This is a genomic window from uncultured Succinivibrio sp. (genome assembly GCF_902756765.1).
GTDB lineage: Bacteria > Pseudomonadota > Gammaproteobacteria > Enterobacterales > Succinivibrionaceae > Succinivibrio.
Window position 1 is genome coordinate 25326 of sequence record NZ_CACVSS010000018.1, and the last position, 15538, is coordinate 40863.

Genomic DNA, 15538 nt, shown 5'->3' on the forward strand with positions numbered 1-15538 from the left:
TACAATTTAAATAAATCCGGATTTTAAGAGACTTACAACAATTTTGACTCAATATGGGGCAGAAATAAAAGAAAGAGCCTTCCGAAAAAACTTATAACCTCATCGAGAAAAAATTTAAACGAATATTCTGAAACTTTTATATACCATCGAACATATCAGGTTTCTGCACCGTAAATAAGCCTTAACTGTTACCATAGTCTCTTGTTTTTGCTAGAATTGTTTCATTCAAAAGAGAGCTTTAGACATGAATTTATACGATAGAATGCAGAAGAGTCTCGAAAACAACCGCCATAATGGTGTTTTCAGAACAATAATTCCCAAGATTCAGAATAAGGGAATGATAAAAATTGATTCTAAAGATTATCTGAATCTTTCATCTAACGATTATCTAGGACTGGCCTCTGACAGTAATTGTCTAAACGAATTTTACGAGGAATCTAATTCTCAGTTATTAAGAATGTCTTCCTCAGGTTCGCCACTGCTCACTGGAGCACATGAAAGTTATGCTCAGGTATGTGAGGTCATGGAAAATTTATTCCATAAAAAAGCAACCTTTTTCAACAGTGGTTTTTCTGCTAACAGCGGAGTATTAAGCATTTTAGGAGCAGAAGATACTCTGATAATAGCAGACAAGCTTGCTCATGCATCAATGATTGACGGACTTACCGCTTCAAAGGGAAAGTTTCTGCGTTATGCCCATAACGACTATGACCATCTGGAACGACTGATACAGAAGAGCGAAATTTCTTACGAGAATATAATCATTGTTACTGAAGCTGTTTTCAGTATGGACGGAGACAGGTGTGATCTAAAAAAACTCGTGGAATTAAAACACAAATATCAGAACATCTACATTTATGTCGACGAAGCTCATGGCTTTGGCGTTTTGTCTGAAGATGGCAGCGGTCTCTGCGGTTCTTTAGGTCTGATTGATGAGGTTGATTTTATCTTGACAACCTTTGGAAAGGCTCTTGCTTCAGAAGGAGCCTGTATTCTTACAAACGAAACAGCCAGAGATTACATTATCAATAACTCCAGACCACTGATTTTCTCAACTGCCCTATCGCCTTACACGTTTGCACATGAAGCTTTCATGGTTAATTATATGAAGAAACGAAATGATCTTCGTTTAAGGCTCGATAAACTAAGTGCATATATCCATCAGACTTTGAATGAATGTAACTTTGAAAATGTTTCCTCTTCTCAGATTATTCCTATAATCACTGGTGACAATGAGAGAACATTAAAAGCCAGCGAATTTTTTAAAGAGCACGGAATATATGCGATGCCGATAAGACATCCGACTGTTCCTGCAGGAAAGGGCCGACTAAGAATATCACTTAATGCAGGATTAAATGACAGTCAGATTGAAATGCTTGCAGATACAATCAGGGCGTTTTCAAGGAAATAACATGAAACAGTTATTTATAAAGCTGAACCATAGCCAAAAACTGAATCTGATCTTTTTAGGTTACGGTCAGGACGGAGCTATCTTTGACTCACTAAAAAATCGTGAATGCGAAGATATAGCACTGGTTTACGATTATGAGAACGATGACTTTGATATCTCACTTTATAGAGAATACTCCTCAATAAACCTTATTGCCTGGTCCATGGGGGTAATGATTGCACCAAAAGTTCTGAAACAACACGGAATACTGGATAAAGTAGTTAGCTCATCTGCCATCAACGGCACTTTAGAAGGCATCGATGATAATTATGGAATACCGCCTAAGATTTGGGATGCAACCATTGATGCACTTTGCGAAAGTGCAGTTCTGAAGTTCTATCGAAGAATGTGCTTTGATGCAGAGCTTTATGAGGAATTTTTAAAACATAAACCACAAAGAAGTGTTGAGTCACTCAAAGCAGAGCTTATCTATATCCGAGAGTTTGCCAAAAAGCCTAGCGTAAAAAACTTCTTTTATACGAATGCATTTATCGGCTTAAAAGATAAGATCATCGCTCCTGCCAACCAGAAAAAATCCTTTAGTAAAACAGAAACAGTCTGTCAGGAAATAGAATGTGCCCATTACAACTATGAGCTGTTCTCAAAACAATTATTATGATTGTAAGAAAAGAATTCTTAAAGAGAAGTTTCTCTAAAGCCTCACAAACATACGATGAAAACGCCTCAGTTCAAAGCTATATGGGAAAAAGACTGCTTGAAAAGCTAGACTTTAGTAGCTTTAAGCATGTGCTTGAAATAGGCAGTGGTCCGGGAAATTTTACAGAAGAAATAATAAGTCGATTCTCTCCACAAAAACTTGCTCTCAATGATATATCTGAGGAGATGCTTAATATCTGTAAAGAACGTTTCTCAAATCATATGACCGTTAGCTATCATCCTGGAGATATAGAGAAATTAACTTTAAAAGAAAAATACGATCTGATTACTTCAAACGCCTGTCTGCAGTGGCTATTTGATCTTGAGGGTACTCTAAAGAAGTTTATAGAATCATTAAAGCCAAATGGAGTTTTAGCCTTTACAAGTTTCGGAAACGAAAATGTAAAAGAAATTACAGCATTAACCCAGAATGGACTTAGATATCTTTCTTACTCGGAGTTAGATTCCGTTTTAAAAACACTTAATGTTCCATACTCTCTTCAGGAAGAGATCGTAAAATTTCACTACACAGATGCCCTCAATATGCTTAAAACCCTCAAGAAAACAGGGGTAACAGGATTTTCTAAAACAATCTGGACAAAAGGAATGCTTAACCGCTTTGTTAAGGAATTTGAATCAAAATTTTCAGATGCCAATGGTGTATATTTAACCTGGCACATTTACTATGCTGTGGTAAAAAAACAAAATAGTATTTTATTATCTGTGTAGATTAATTCTTTACTTAGAGCGGTTTTAAAAGGGAAAATAGAGCATCCAGCAAGAAACAAGCTGTCTTAAAAATTTAAATAAACACAAAATACAAAGAGTGAACTTAAAAAGTTTAAAAAGGATAATGATAGATGGTGGATGCTATAGGACTCGAACCTATGACCCTCTGCTTGTAAGGCAGATGCTCTAACCAGACTGAGCTAAGCATCCATTCTTGAATGGAATTTCTACATGGTGGATGCTATAGGACTCGAACCTATGACCCTCTGCTTGTAAGGCAGATGCTCTAACCAGACTGAGCTAAGCATCCGTAGAAAGTGAGTGCATTATAATGGCTGAATAGCAATATGGCAAGAGTTATTTTAGATATTTTTTGTAGTTAATTTTATAAAGGGCATTTATTAGCTGTTTACGGACTTAAATTTTTTTTAATCATTTGGAGGCTTGTATTATAAATTTATCAATAAAGGATAACAGATACTGCCCCAATTAAATGCAAATTTAATGAAGACCTAAAGCTTCATACACATTAGTGTATAATTTCCCCGTTCACATGATCTTTAGCTTCTTATCAGGTTGCTAAAATCTTTCTTTTCATGGCAGGTTCCCTGCCTTTTACTAGGTTAAGTCAAATATCATGAGTAACGCATTAACAAAAACCGATTTTAATTTCCCAGGTCAGAAAAGTGTTTATCACGGTAAGGTAAGAGACGTATACAACATTAATGATGAAATGCTGGTTATGGTCGCAACCGACAGAATTTCAGCTTTTGACGTTGTTCTGCCAGAGGGAATTCCTTACAAAGGACAGATGCTAAACCAGATTGCAGCTAAATTCCTTGATGCAACTACTGATATTTGCCCTAACTGGAAAATCGCAACACCTGATCCAATGGTTTCAGTTGGCATTATGTGTGAAGGTTTCCCTGTTGAAATGATCGTTCGCGGTTATCTATGCGGCAGCTCATGGAGAGCATACAAGAGTGGAGTTAGAGAAATCTGCGGCGTTAAGCTTCCTGAAGGAATGAAGGAAAATCAGAAGTTCCCAGAGCCAATCATCACACCTACCACCAAGGCTGAACTAGGTCTTCATGATGAGGATATTTCTAAAGAGCAGATTCTTGAGAGAGGACTTGCAACACCTGAGGAATATGCACTACTTGAGAAATATACTCTGGCTTTATTTAAGCGTGGAACAGAGATCGCAGAAAAGAGAGGACTAATTCTTGTTGATACCAAATATGAGTTTGGTAAACACAAGGGTACTATTTATCTGATGGATGAGATTCATACTCCAGATTCAAGCCGTTACTTCTACAAGGATGGTTATCAGGAAAGATTTGAGAAGGGTGAGCCTCAGAAACAGCTGTCAAAGGAATTCGTTCGTGAATGGCTGATGGATAACGGCTTCCAGGGAAAAGCAGGTCAGCAGGTACCAGAGATGACTCCTCAGATTGTTGAATCAATTTCAAATCGCTATCTAGAGCTTTTCGAAAACATTACCGGTGAGAAGTTCGAGAAATCAGAGAACACTGATATTGCAGCAAGAATTGAAAAGAATGTTAACGAGTTCCTAAAGAACAGATAACATTTTATTTACAGTATTGTTTAAGAGGTGCAATTGCACCTCTTTTTGTATGTCAGGATATAGCCTTAAGATTTCTTGTCAGAACCTTGTAGGTAATATCCATCGCCTTCGTAAGATCTTCTTTGGAGATATTAAGAGGAGGATTGAAATACAGAGTATCCCCTATCGGTCTTAGCAACAGGCCTTCCTTTAGAGCATCCTGATAAATTCTGTATCCAAGTCTTAAAGAAGAAGGGAATCTCTCTTTTGTTGACTTGTCTTTTACAATCTCCATTACATTGATAAGTCCAATACTTCTTACCTGCCCAATGTTTTCTAGAGAAGAGAATCTATCTGCAAAAGTCTTGCTTAACCAGGAGGCTTTTTCAACGGCTTTCTCTATGATATGGTCGCGCTTTAGGATTCTGATTACACTCAGTGCGCAGGCACACGCCAGAGGATTGCCAGCGTAAGTATGAGAATGAAGAAAAGCCTTACCTTCAGAGTAATCTCCTAAGAAAGCGTTATAAACCGTATCAGTTACACCAACCACAGACATTGGCATATAACCGCCTGTAATAGCCTTTGACATACACATCAGATCAGGCGTAATTCCGGCATGGTCACAGGCAAACCATTTACCGGTTCTTCCAAATCCGGTGGCAATTTCATCTGCAATCAGAAGAACACCATGTTTTTTACATAGTTCGCTTAAAAACTTTAAATATTCTGCAGGATAGATTCTCATTCCACCGGCTCCCTGAAGCAGAGGCTCAACAATCAGAGCACAGAGCTCAGAACCATGTTCATCAAAAATCTTCTCTGCCCTCTCCATGCATTTTTTAGGATATTCCTCTGGGTGTAAAAACAGATCAGGAGCTTCAATATGAATGTTATCCATCATCATAGGCTTATACATCAGGTTATACAAATCCATACTGCCAACTGATAATGCGCCTATTGTTTCTCCATGGTATCCCTCAGACAGACAAGCAAATCTGCGTCTATTGGTCTGTCCAATCTGCTGCTGATACTGAAATGCTATTTTCAGGGCCATTTCCACAGATGATGAACCATTATCTCCGTAGTTAAAATGTGTAATTCCCTCAGGAACGATACTTAACAGTTCCTTGGTAAGCTCTACAACCCATGGGTGAGTAAAGTTTGCAAATATAACATGTTCAAGCGTCTTTGCCTGCTGGCAAAGCGCATCTGAGATTTCCTCGTTACAATGACCTAAAAGGTTACACCACCAGGAACTGATAATATCCAGAATTTCATGCCCATCTTCAGTGTACAGATAACACCCTTTACCTTTAACTACAGGAATAGGAGGAAAGGCTTCATAATCTTTCATCTGCGCAGCAGGATGCCATATATGCTTTACATCAAAATCAATTAAATTCTCTTTAGCACTCATCGAAGTAATCTTCCATTTTCTGATAGCGTAAATTCAAGTTTTTATCGCCTTTTCCCAATGTTGCAATAACATTTGTTCCAGAGATCTCCTCAATCATCTGAAGGTTATCACTATGCATTACAGAGCTATTATCAAAATTATTAAGAATTACGCCCTTTACTTTTATACTGTTCTGTTTAAGGTAACTTATGGTCAATACTGTATGATTAATTGTTCCAAGTCCGGCATCAGCTACAACCACTGCATTAAGTTTTAAAGCCTTGAGAATATCAAGATACATCAGATGATCATTCTTCTCCCAGACAACTGGACATATAATTCCACCCGCCCCCTCCGAGAGTACATAATCATAGTTGACTCTTAGGGAATTGAAGTCTTTTAAAATTTTATCCAGGCTTGCAAAGCGATTTTCTCCTCTTGCAGCAAGATGAGGAGACAAAGGTTTTTCATAAAGATAGGAAAGAAGAGATTCGGTATTCTGGTTTATTCCGGATGAATCCCTCACAAAGCCGGCATCAGAATGTTCTATACTGTCGGAGCCACTTACTGCTGCCTTATAGTAAGCAATAGACAAATTCTTTTTGGTAAGTTCTCTTGCAATGGCTGCACTTACATAGGTCTTACCGATATCTGTACCGGTACCTGTAACAAATAGTCCTCTCATTTTTTTAACCTCAATTATACTGAGGTCATTTTAACATACTGAAAACGAAGAAGATTACCTAATGCCGATAGCAAAAAAAATCCCCTGAATAGGAGTTCAGAGGATTTTGCGGTTAAACAGATTCGTCTAAAAATCAGACATCAGTTGGAGCACCCTCAACAGGTGTCTTACCAAACTTCAGTAAGCTTACAAGACAGATTACAGCTACTACTATACCGATGATATTTGAGGTATTGATATCCAAGCCAAAGCCCATGTTCTTCTCGTAGCAGATATAGCTTACAGATACGACTGTAATGAAGCATGCTGGAATAGTACAGATCCAGTGGAACTTACCCTTTCTGAACAGGTAAGCAGCAGCTGACCATAGACAGATTCCTGCAAGAGTCTGATTTGAGAAACCGAAGTATCTCCAGATGATGTTGAAATCGATCTGAGATAAGGCAATACCAATACAGAATACTGGGATAGCAATTACCAGTCTCTTCATTGGCTTAACCTGTGGCAGATGAATTACATCAGCAATAGTTAAACGAGCTGCTCTGAATGCAGTATCACCAGAAGTAACAGGCAGAATAACCACACCAAGAATAGCAAGAAGACCGCCAAAACCGCCTAATAGGGCAACGCAGGAGTCGTTAACTACAACAGCAGGGCCACCTGCAGATAATAGGGCCTGAGCATCTGGGTAGAAAGTCATACCAACAGTACACCATACAAGACCAATAAAGCCTTCAGCAACCATTGCTCCGTAGAATACCATGCGACCCTCTGACTCGTTCTCAACACAGCGAGCCATCAGAGGAGACTGAGTTGAGTGGAAGCCTGACAGTGCACCACATGCAATAGTAATAAATACAAGAGGGAAGATTGGCAGATCCTTAGGATGAGGATTGTGATCGAAGGTTGCCCAGGAGTAGAAGCTATCTGGCATCTGAACAAACATACCGACAGTAACACCAATTGCCATGATCAGCAGCAAGGCTCCAAATACAGGGTAGATTCTACCTATGATCTTATCGATAGGGATAATGGTAGCAAAGAAGTAGTAAGCGAAGATAACGCCTAACCATGCACCGAAAGTCATTACTCCATCAAAGTGACCTACAGATAGTTTTGCTAACAGACCTGCAGGAGCAGTTGCGAACACAACACCTACTAGCAGAAGCAGAATGGTAGCAAAAACGCGCATACCGTTCTTGGCAATCTTACCTAGATTATAACCAACTACATCAGGAACATTTGCACCGCCATAGCGAACTGACAGCATTCCTGAGAAGTAATCATGAACAGCACCGGCAAAAATAGTACCGATAACAATCCATAATAAAGCGGTTGGACCATAAACCGCACCTAGGATAGGACCAAATACAGGGCCTACACCGGCGATGTTCAGTAACTGAATTAACCATAGTTTCCATTTTGGCATGGCAACATAGTCAACACCGTCACTCTTTGTTTTAGCTGGGGTTGATCGGGCTGGATTAGGGCCGAAAATTCTTTCGACAATTCGACCATACACGAAATAACCTACAAGCAAGGCTATTACCGAGATAATAAACCACATATATCTTGGCATACACGACTCCTTATATTTTTATGTTTGTTAAGTAACTGTATAATAAAATTTTATTATCAGGAATAATCAAAGAATTTATAAAAAGTTGATAGGACTCCACGAAATTTAAGAGTAGATTTAGATGTCAATCACATTCCTATTATTATTTTTGGATATATTTCTGAATTTATTCTTTCTTGAAAACGTTTTAAATTTTACGCAGTTATCAGTTTATGATAACGCGTATTTTTAAACTCACACTCTTGTCTCAGACATTTTAGACAACGTTTACACTAAAAAGAAATTATTAGCATTATCTTCACTTCAGAAATAGTAATAATTGCCGTTATTCTTATATATAACTAAAAAAAAATAATCATAAATACTATCTAAAAAGAGGAAACTCGAAATGCCACTATATCTGACCAATATAGCGAGTATGAGTGCTATGAGGACGTTGAATAACGTTACCTCAGGGCTTAATACGGTCTTTCAGAGACTTTCCTCAGGTAAAAGAATAAATTCCGCTAAAGATGATCCTGCCGGACTTATGATCGCAGATCGACTTACTGCTCAGATTAACGGCTATAAACAGGGCTCAAGAAACTTAAACGATGGCATTTCTGTTGCTCAGACCATGGAACATGCTTTAGATGAAAGCAAGGATATGCTGCAGAGGATCAGGACTCTGGCTGTTCAGGCTGCAACAGGAACATATTCAGATGCAGACAGAAAGGCTATGGATACAGAAGCACAGGAGTTATGCTATGAAATCACAAGAATCTCAAACAGTACAACCTTTGGTGGAGCTCAGATACTCGCAGGAAATAAAGGTGGCCTGTTCAGTTCTAATGGCAGCATTGATATACAGTGTTCTGGCACTGTAGGTGATAAAATCTCCATTCAGGGCTTTGCTGACGGATTCTCTATCTCAGGCATAGCTTCATATCTTAATATCCCAGAGGGTGAATCCTGTTTTAAACCAGATGGAGACTCTCTGGCATTCAGTCTAACCTCAGCTGCAAATGCAGAATCCGTACTTGGATGTATCGATAAATACATAAATACAGTCAGCACATATCAGGCAAGACTTGGAGCCGTTCAGAACCGAATGGAATCAGCAATCCGCAACAACAGTTCAATGTACGAAAATCTGTCTGATGCGCGTTCAAGAATCGAAGATACCGACTATGCAGAGGAAGCCTCAAAACTTGCAGAACTGATGGTCAGACAGCAGGTTATCGCCTCACTTTTCTCAAGAATCAACAACAGCAAGAGTGTTATTCTATCTCTTCTTGGCGGATAGCAAAAAACAAAAAGCGCACTACCACTTTCGCAATAGTACGCCCTTAATAATCAATTAGAGTCGTTAATCAGTTAGCTTCAACCTTTACTGACTGAGCTCCGGAATAGGTCTTAAATTCCTCAACCAGAACATCTGCAAAGCCAGGATACAGTCTTGAAATTTCCTTATCAGGAATTGGAGTATCCTTTTCATTATAGAAGGTAATTGCACTGTACTGCTTCTGATGGATACCAACACGAATCTTGTACTTACCGGTATTGATATCAAGTAGGCGACGGCCTCTTACATTTACCCAGTTATCAGTGTTGTCGTTAACTTCAACGTCATACTCTGCCTTGGATACAGAGTGCTTGGTAACCTTCCATCCGCATCTGTCAAACAGACCTTCCAGAATTGCGGTAGTGGTTTCGAATGGAGCTTCAACAATAATAGCCTGGTGATTGTTATGGTCTTTACCGATTGATACAACAAGGTTATCAGGATCTACAACAGCCTCATGCTGTTTTGAATCGATCTCGTGGATGATATTGTTGGCAAAGCCCATGGCAAAACGCTCCTGCTCGATCATATCAAGCAGATCTTCCATTCCCTTACCTGAAGACAGAGATGTCATAGAACCAATCAGTTTAGATGCGATACCTAAAGAGCCATCGGAATTTCTACCAACACGAATCTGATAAATCTGATTGTACTTCTTCAGACCAACTTCAGCATCAGATCCATCGTAAGGCTTACCGAACTCGGTAAAATCACGTGAAATTGTAGTCAGAAGATACTGACCAGGAGCAATCTTACCAACACCAATATTCATATGCTTGAGAACAGAGGCCAATAACATCCAGGCATCATCTTCTGTCTGAATTCCATGAGAACCGTTTCTCTCAAACCAGACAATAGCCTCACCATCAGACCACTGAGTGTGGATACCCATATCAGATCTGTATGGAGCGGTAGGAGGACGAACGTCAACAGCCTCACCAAGAGGACCATGTAGTGATTTTGCATCAACCTGTGGAATAGTTAACTCAGAGTTAACACCAGGATTATCCAATCCTTCAGGAACAACAAGAGTATTTCTGTAGATTTTTGAATCAACGTGCTCGTAATAGCCGGTAACTTCTCTTGTACTCTTATCCATACCAAAATATTCTTGGTAATAGTCCTTTACAGTAACGCAGCCTGTCATGCTAAGAGTTGGCAATGCCATTACAGTTACGACTAAAGCAAGTTTATCTAACTTATACTTTGTCACCTAAATACTCCTGTATTTCACTTATTTTTTACAGATACCCTGTTATCAATGATATCTGTGTTGTTATCTAATCATTAAACCAGTAGAGACTCTTTAATTAAAGCCATACTGATTAAATAGGACAGTTCTAAGCTTTCAGTTTATTTCTTAAAGATCAGAAACTGTCGTTATTCATAACCAAAAAGCACCGTGTATTAAACGATGCTTAAAGTCTTATGAAGAAGATTATTCATCCTGCTGAAGAAGAGGTTTCTGCAGATAATTGAATAAGTTGGAACTTACCATATTCAGAACCTCTTTAATGGATGATAACTCAGGATCATAAGCATTGATATAGGTTGGCTCTGAACCTGGCTCATAGTAGCAGACACTTGAGAAAACAGCATCTACATCAGTATCAGAAAGAGTCAGAGAACATCTGAAGTCAATTAAACGTTCAACACCAGCCTGAATTAAAAGAGGATCTCTCATTTCCTTACGGAAATTGATAACTCCCATTGTTCTGTCATCCAGGAAAATCTGATTAGGACGAACACCAACCTTCACCCAATGCTCAGCTTTGTCATATGCTCTTTCAAGCTGATTATCAGAATGATAAGTGAATGCAACTTCATAATCACTTCCTGGTGGAGGCGCTACCTTACCCTCTTCCTTCTGAGCGTCATCATTTTCAAAATCTGACATAGTGTACTCACTCCTTTCTTTCACTTATCGTTTGTTATACAGAAACTTTTTTGGTCTCTCTTAAAGCAACAGTAAGATTAAATTCTGGTTTATCCTCAGTAGAATTCTTGCTGTCAACACAGAAATAACCTTCTCTTTCAAACTGGAAGCTCTGACCAACCTTAGCATTCTTCAAACTAGCTTCTAAGGCTGCATTCTCAATTTCTATCTTTGAATTCTTGTTTACAGTTGAAAGGAAATCCTCTGCAGCACCTGGATTAGGTACATTAAACAGATTCTCATATAAATTAACTTTTCCGCGATAGCAGTTATTAGCATCAACCCAGTGGATAACTCCCTTTGGCTTATGGCCCTCGATTGTTGCTCCTACAGAATTTGGAACTGCTACAACATGAACGACAGTAACTCTGCCATCAGTGTCCTTTTCACAGGAAACAGCCTGAACCACATATGAATTGCGCAGACGAACCTCATGACCTAACTTCAGGCGCTTGTACTGCTTATTGGCCTCTTCTCTGAAATCAGCCTCATCAATGTACAGTTCCTTGCTGATAGTAATGGTTCTTGTGCCTAGATCCTCGCGCTCTGGATGATTGCTGATAGTATATGAAGTATCAGTTACACCTTCTTCCCCATAATTATCAATAACCAGCTTGATTGGATGTAGAACAGCCATAGCACGAGGTGCATTTTTGTTCAGATCATCTCTGATACAGGACTCAAGAGCACTCATTTCTACAACGTTTTCCTGCTTGGTTACACCGATACGGCGACAGAACTCTCTGATGGAGGCCGGAGTATAACCTCTGCGACGTAAGCCGGAAATAGTAGTCAGACGAGGATCATCCCATCCGTCAACTATGCCCTCTTTAACCAGCAGATTCAGCTTGCGTTTTGAAGTAATAGAACCTTCAAGATTCAGTCGGCTCATCTCATACTGATGAGGGCGAGCCTTTATGGAGATATGCTCTAAAACCCAGTCATAAAGTCTGCGGTTATCCTGGAACTCTAAGGTACAGATTGAATGGGTAATACCTTCAATGGCATCAGAGATACAGTGTGTAAAATCATACATAGGATAAATACACCATTTATCCTTTGTAATAGCATGTTCAGCAAATCTTACACGGTAAATAACAGGATCTCGCATACAGATAAAAGGAGATGCCATATCAATCTTGGCTCTCAGACAAACCTGACCTTCCTTAAATTCTCCGGCCTTCATCTTCTCAAATAAAGCACGGTTTTCTTCTACAGAACGGTTTCTGTATGGACTTTCCTTACCAGGCTCTTTTAAGGTTCCGCGATACTCACGAATCTCGTCAGGAGAAAGTTCATCAACATATGCAAGACCTTTGTCAATCAGCTCTAAGGCATAACCATACAGACGGTCAAAGTAATCAGATGAGTGACGAATCTCTGTCCACTTAAATCCAAGCCACTGAACATCTCTCTGAATGGAATTTATATATTCCATATCCTCTTTTTCAGGGTTGGTATCATCAAATCTTAAATTGCAGGTTCCCTTGTAATCTCTGGCAAGACCAAAATTCAGACAGATTGACTTTGCGTGACCGATATGAAGGTAACCATTTGGCTCTGGAGGAAATCTGGTTGCAACATGGTCATGGCGACCTGAATTTAAATCATCATCAATAATGTCGGTAATAAAATTGCGAGGGATTCTTTCCTCTTCACCAACAGCAACAGTCATTTAATAAGCTCCAAAATCCAATATAACCTAATTCCTAAATCTTCTTGTATAAGAAGATTCCTTTGCTATCTAATAGCAAAAAAGGGCGACAGTATTCATTTGACTTATGCCCTTTGCTCTTTAAGTTTGCGTGTAAGTCTGTATATGCCAGCTTTGGTAAATGCTTTACAGATACTCTTACGTCTAAAGAGATTCTTTATCTTTTTTAGTTCTCTGCTCTATCTATAAATGCAGATTTTATTTTCTAACATGCTAATTCTAGCAAAGTGCCTGTAAACACTCAATTTTATTAGCTGTTTTTATTTCAAAAAAACATTTTTGAAAAATTTTTATCTTTAAGTTCAAAATGTTAAAAATACGCTTTTCCATATTAATGTATAAATTTGCGAGATAGATTTCATTTTTCTTTGAAGATCAGCAGGTAGAATGCGCTCTGAGAATAATTTCAACTAAATGCTACACATACACTAAAAAAAAGCATATAATTCCATGAATTTTGTATTTGTATATGTAATCTAATTTGAGGATACAAAAATGAGCTTTGAGTCAGAAAAGCCTTTTAATGATTTCCAGCACTTTGCACGTGGTATCCGTCGCAGTGGTGATTTTACTATCAATGAGTCAAACCTGCTTGAGAAGTATGGCACTGCAATGATGGAGCTTTACAACGGAACTCGCAAGCCAAAAACAGAAGAAGAGAAAGTTTTTGTAAAACAGATTACTTCAGATGAGGTTATTACCGATCATAACGCAAAAATTTTCAAGAAGTATCTTCAGGTTATCAAGAAGTATCTTCAGGTTATTCAGCCACGTCACCTTCACAGACTATGTTCTGTTGGTAATGATGACGAGTTAAATGGCAATGGCTACATGAATGGTTCATCAGACGAGACCTCCGGTTTAGATTAGTAAATAAGCCTGAGGTTGAAAAAAAGACGCGTAATGCGTCTTTTTTTTCTGTCTTCATATTCACATCTCTTCACAAGCTTTATGTTGTAGCCTTCCAAAGAAGAAAACGACAACAATACGGAACTTATAAACTGCATCCTATACCTTATTTCTGAATTGATAATGACAAACCTCTACCAAAGGATCTAATTCAACAGGTTCAAAAACACTCTTTCATATTCTTTTCAAAAAACTTTTATAGCAAAGAAAAACAAAAGTCTAAATAAACAAAAAAAATCAGACAAGGATATTGAATTATTTTTCAGAAAAAACGATTTTATGCAAGAATAGGCAATTGAAATATAATATTAGGCAACTAAATAGAAGGTTTTGTTTAATTTATTATATAAAAATGAGCAAATTCTCCAAACATTGCTCTAGATCAACTTTTTTAATTTAATTCTACGTATAATGAATCCATAAGTTAATTCTATACAATCAAACAAACATAAGGATCTTATCGGCATCAGATGTATTTTCTGATGCCGTATTTCTTTGTAGACTACCTTTTATATCCTACAGTGACTCTATCATTTCCCGCAAAATCTATGACAGTCTCGACATTTTTGTAACCATAGGAAACAAAAATATCGCGAACAGACAGTCCCTGATTATAGCCATGTTCAATCATAAGTGGAGCATCAGTTTTAAGATGAGCTAAAGCATCCCTACAGATGATTCTAATATCATTAAGACCATCAGCCCCGGATGTCAGTGCACTGATAGGTTCATAAGGGAGAGAAGTCTTTGTAAGATGAGGATCGTTCTCTTCTATATAAGGAGGATTTGAAACAATCAAAGAGAATTTCTTATCCACAAGATTTGAAAACCAGTCTGAATGGATAAAGGTTACTTCAAGATCCAGAGCTTTAGAGTTTTCTTTCGCAACTTCCAACGCCTTCTCTGAAAAATCGCAGGCAAAGGCCTCGACATTATCTCTGTACTCTGATTTTAGAGCAAGAATAATTGCCCCACTCCCCGTTCCCATATCAAGAATCGAACCTTTAACCTTACAGTCAAGAGCACATTGAACAATGATTTCCGTATCAGGTCTTGGAATCAGAGTATCCTCTGTTACCTTAAGCTTTAGCCCCCAGAATTCCTTGTATCCAAGAATATAGGCAATAGGATATCCGGTAATACGCTTGTCGATAAGCGAATTCAGCTTATTTAAAATGTCATCAGAAAGTTCATCTGAATCATGAGTTATAAGCTGAACCTTAGATAAATGAGTAAGATGGGAAAGTATTAAAGAAGCATCAAGAGAAGCACTTTCAATTCCGGCATCAGAAAGTTTTTTTCGGGAGATTTTTAAAGCTTCGAAAATAGTCATAAAGCTTGTATAGAACAGATAACTATCCACAGATAGCTGTGAATAGTTATTTTATTAAAATATTATAGAGCACCCTGTGATGCCATAGAGGCAAGCTGTTCAGCTTTAAACTCTTCAATTACAGGCTTAAGCATCAGATCAAGATCACCGCCTAAAACTTCGTCTAAACGGTAAACAGTTAAGTTGATACGATGATCTGTAATACGGCTCTGAGGGAAGTTATAGGTTCTGATACGATCAGAACGGTCACCGGAAG

General features: G+C 38.4%; 13 protein-coding genes, 2 tRNA genes and 1 pseudogene. 6 read left to right on the plus strand and 10 right to left on the minus strand.

Translation table 11 applies throughout. From position 1 onward, the window contains the following. Positions 1 to 244: 244 nt before the first annotated feature. The 3 genes from QZU45_RS04145 to bioC are packed head-to-tail and all read left to right on the plus strand — an operon-like array spanning position 245 to position 2836. The gene (locus QZU45_RS04145) at positions 245 to 1411 is read left to right on the plus strand and encodes an 8-amino-7-oxononanoate synthase (protein ID WP_295351961.1); all 1167 of its coding nucleotides are present in this window, start codon (positions 245 to 247) and stop codon (positions 1409 to 1411) included. Position 1412: 1 nt separating this feature from the next. Further along, positions 1413 to 2069, plus strand: coding sequence for a pimeloyl-ACP methyl esterase BioG family protein (locus QZU45_RS04150; protein WP_295351964.1), 657 nt, complete (start codon positions 1413 to 1415; stop codon positions 2067 to 2069). Then, positions 2066 to 2836 carry a malonyl-ACP O-methyltransferase BioC gene (gene bioC / locus QZU45_RS04155; RefSeq protein ID WP_295351968.1) on the plus strand — a complete coding sequence of 257 codons (771 nt, stop codon included), beginning with the start codon at positions 2066 to 2068 and terminating at the stop codon, positions 2834 to 2836. Before QZU45_RS04150 ends, bioC begins: the two co-directional genes overlap by 4 nt. A 132-nt stretch (positions 2837 to 2968) precedes the next feature. Here the strand turns inward: bioC and QZU45_RS04160 are convergent. After that, positions 2969 to 3046, minus strand: a tRNA-Val gene (locus QZU45_RS04160). A gap of 22 nt (positions 3047 to 3068) precedes the next feature. After that, positions 3069 to 3146: transfer RNA gene (locus QZU45_RS04165), tRNA-Val, on the minus strand. A 327-nt stretch (positions 3147 to 3473) separates the two neighbouring features. Between QZU45_RS04165 and QZU45_RS04170 the strand changes: the two genes are divergently transcribed. Beyond that, positions 3474 to 4424 (plus strand): phosphoribosylaminoimidazolesuccinocarboxamide synthase, encoded by a 951-nt coding sequence (locus QZU45_RS04170; protein ID WP_074840369.1) that lies wholly within the window; start codon positions 3474 to 3476, stop codon positions 4422 to 4424. Positions 4425 to 4476: 52 nt separating this feature from the next. On the opposite strand, the gene bioA is transcribed toward QZU45_RS04170, so the two are convergent. The 3 genes from bioA to QZU45_RS04185 form a co-directional block, all read right to left on the minus strand. Beyond that, positions 4477 to 5823, minus strand: a complete 1347-nt coding sequence (gene bioA / locus QZU45_RS04175; protein WP_295351971.1) for an adenosylmethionine--8-amino-7-oxononanoate transaminase — start codon at positions 5821 to 5823, stop codon at positions 4477 to 4479. Then, positions 5813 to 6487 carry a dethiobiotin synthase gene (bioD, locus tag QZU45_RS04180; RefSeq protein ID WP_295351974.1) on the minus strand — a complete coding sequence of 225 codons (675 nt, stop codon included), beginning with the start codon at positions 6485 to 6487 and terminating at the stop codon, positions 5813 to 5815. Before bioD ends, bioA begins: the two co-directional genes overlap by 11 nt. Before the next feature lie 133 nt (positions 6488 to 6620). Then, on the minus strand, positions 6621 to 8066 hold the full coding sequence (locus QZU45_RS04185; protein WP_295351976.1) for a carbon starvation protein A: 1446 nt from the start codon (positions 8064 to 8066) through the stop codon (positions 6621 to 6623). Between the two features lie 388 nt (positions 8067 to 8454). On the opposite strand from QZU45_RS04185, the gene QZU45_RS04190 reads away from it, so the two are divergent. Continuing rightward, complete coding sequence (locus QZU45_RS04190; RefSeq protein WP_295351979.1) at positions 8455 to 9351, plus strand: flagellin; 897 nt, start codon at positions 8455 to 8457, stop codon at positions 9349 to 9351. Between the two features lie 67 nt (positions 9352 to 9418). On the opposite strand, the gene bamC is transcribed toward QZU45_RS04190, so the two are convergent. The 3 genes from bamC to glnS all read right to left on the minus strand — a co-directional run bounded on the left by bamC (position 9419) and on the right by glnS (position 13001). Continuing rightward, entirely contained in the window at positions 9419 to 10603 is a 1185-nt protein-coding gene (bamC, locus tag QZU45_RS04195) for an outer membrane protein assembly factor BamC (protein WP_295351982.1), read from the minus strand. A gap of 225 nt (positions 10604 to 10828) precedes the next feature. Further along, positions 10829 to 11287: a hypothetical protein gene (locus QZU45_RS04200; protein ID WP_295351983.1), complete on the minus strand. Its 459-nt coding sequence runs from the start codon at positions 11285 to 11287 to the stop codon at positions 10829 to 10831. A 34-nt stretch (positions 11288 to 11321) separates the two neighbouring features. Continuing rightward, positions 11322 to 13001: a glutamine--tRNA ligase gene (gene glnS, locus QZU45_RS04205; protein ID WP_295351986.1), complete on the minus strand. Its 1680-nt coding sequence runs from the start codon at positions 12999 to 13001 to the stop codon at positions 11322 to 11324. A 534-nt stretch (positions 13002 to 13535) separates the two neighbouring features. On the opposite strand from glnS, the gene maoP reads away from it, so the two are divergent. Then, complete coding sequence (gene maoP / locus QZU45_RS04210) at positions 13536 to 13910, plus strand: DUF413 domain-containing protein (protein WP_295351989.1); 375 nt, start codon at positions 13536 to 13538, stop codon at positions 13908 to 13910. Positions 13911 to 14451: 541 nt separating this feature from the next. Here the strand turns inward: maoP and prmC are convergent. Both prmC and prfA read right to left on the minus strand, forming a co-directional pair. Beyond that, on the minus strand, positions 14452 to 15282 hold the full coding sequence (gene prmC, locus QZU45_RS04215) for a peptide chain release factor N(5)-glutamine methyltransferase (protein WP_295351992.1): 831 nt from the start codon (positions 15280 to 15282) through the stop codon (positions 14452 to 14454). 62 nt (positions 15283 to 15344) lie between these two features. Continuing rightward, positions 15345 to 15538, minus strand: a pseudogene (gene prfA / locus QZU45_RS04220) (peptide chain release factor 1); the annotation flags it as partial.

What these genes read in the sequence shown, in the direction of transcription:
- glnS (WP_295351986.1), bottom strand. Translation starts at nt 13,001, where the DNA reads ATGACTGTTGCTGTTGGTGAAGAGGAAAGAATCCCTCGCAATTTTATT.
- bioD (WP_295351974.1), bottom strand. Translation starts at nt 6,487, where the DNA reads ATGAGAGGACTATTTGTTACAGGTACCGGTACAGATATCGGTAAGACC.
- maoP (WP_295351989.1), top strand. Translation starts at nt 13,536, where the DNA reads ATGAGCTTTGAGTCAGAAAAGCCTTTTAATGATTTCCAGCACTTTGCA.
- QZU45_RS04190 (WP_295351979.1), top strand. Translation starts at nt 8,455, where the DNA reads ATGCCACTATATCTGACCAATATAGCGAGTATGAGTGCTATGAGGACG.
- QZU45_RS04185 (WP_295351976.1), bottom strand. Translation starts at nt 8,066, where the DNA reads ATGCCAAGATATATGTGGTTTATTATCTCGGTAATAGCCTTGCTTGTA.
- bioA (WP_295351971.1), bottom strand. Translation starts at nt 5,823, where the DNA reads ATGAGTGCTAAAGAGAATTTAATTGATTTTGATGTAAAGCATATATGG.
- QZU45_RS04150 (WP_295351964.1), top strand. Translation starts at nt 1,413, where the DNA reads ATGAAACAGTTATTTATAAAGCTGAACCATAGCCAAAAACTGAATCTG.
- QZU45_RS04200 (WP_295351983.1), bottom strand. Translation starts at nt 11,287, where the DNA reads ATGTCAGATTTTGAAAATGATGACGCTCAGAAGGAAGAGGGTAAGGTA.
- QZU45_RS04170 (WP_074840369.1), top strand. Translation starts at nt 3,474, where the DNA reads ATGAGTAACGCATTAACAAAAACCGATTTTAATTTCCCAGGTCAGAAA.
- prmC (WP_295351992.1), bottom strand. Translation starts at nt 15,282, where the DNA reads ATGACTATTTTCGAAGCTTTAAAAATCTCCCGAAAAAAACTTTCTGAT.
- QZU45_RS04145 (WP_295351961.1), top strand. Translation starts at nt 245, where the DNA reads ATGAATTTATACGATAGAATGCAGAAGAGTCTCGAAAACAACCGCCAT.
- bioC (WP_295351968.1), top strand. Translation starts at nt 2,066, where the DNA reads ATGATTGTAAGAAAAGAATTCTTAAAGAGAAGTTTCTCTAAAGCCTCA.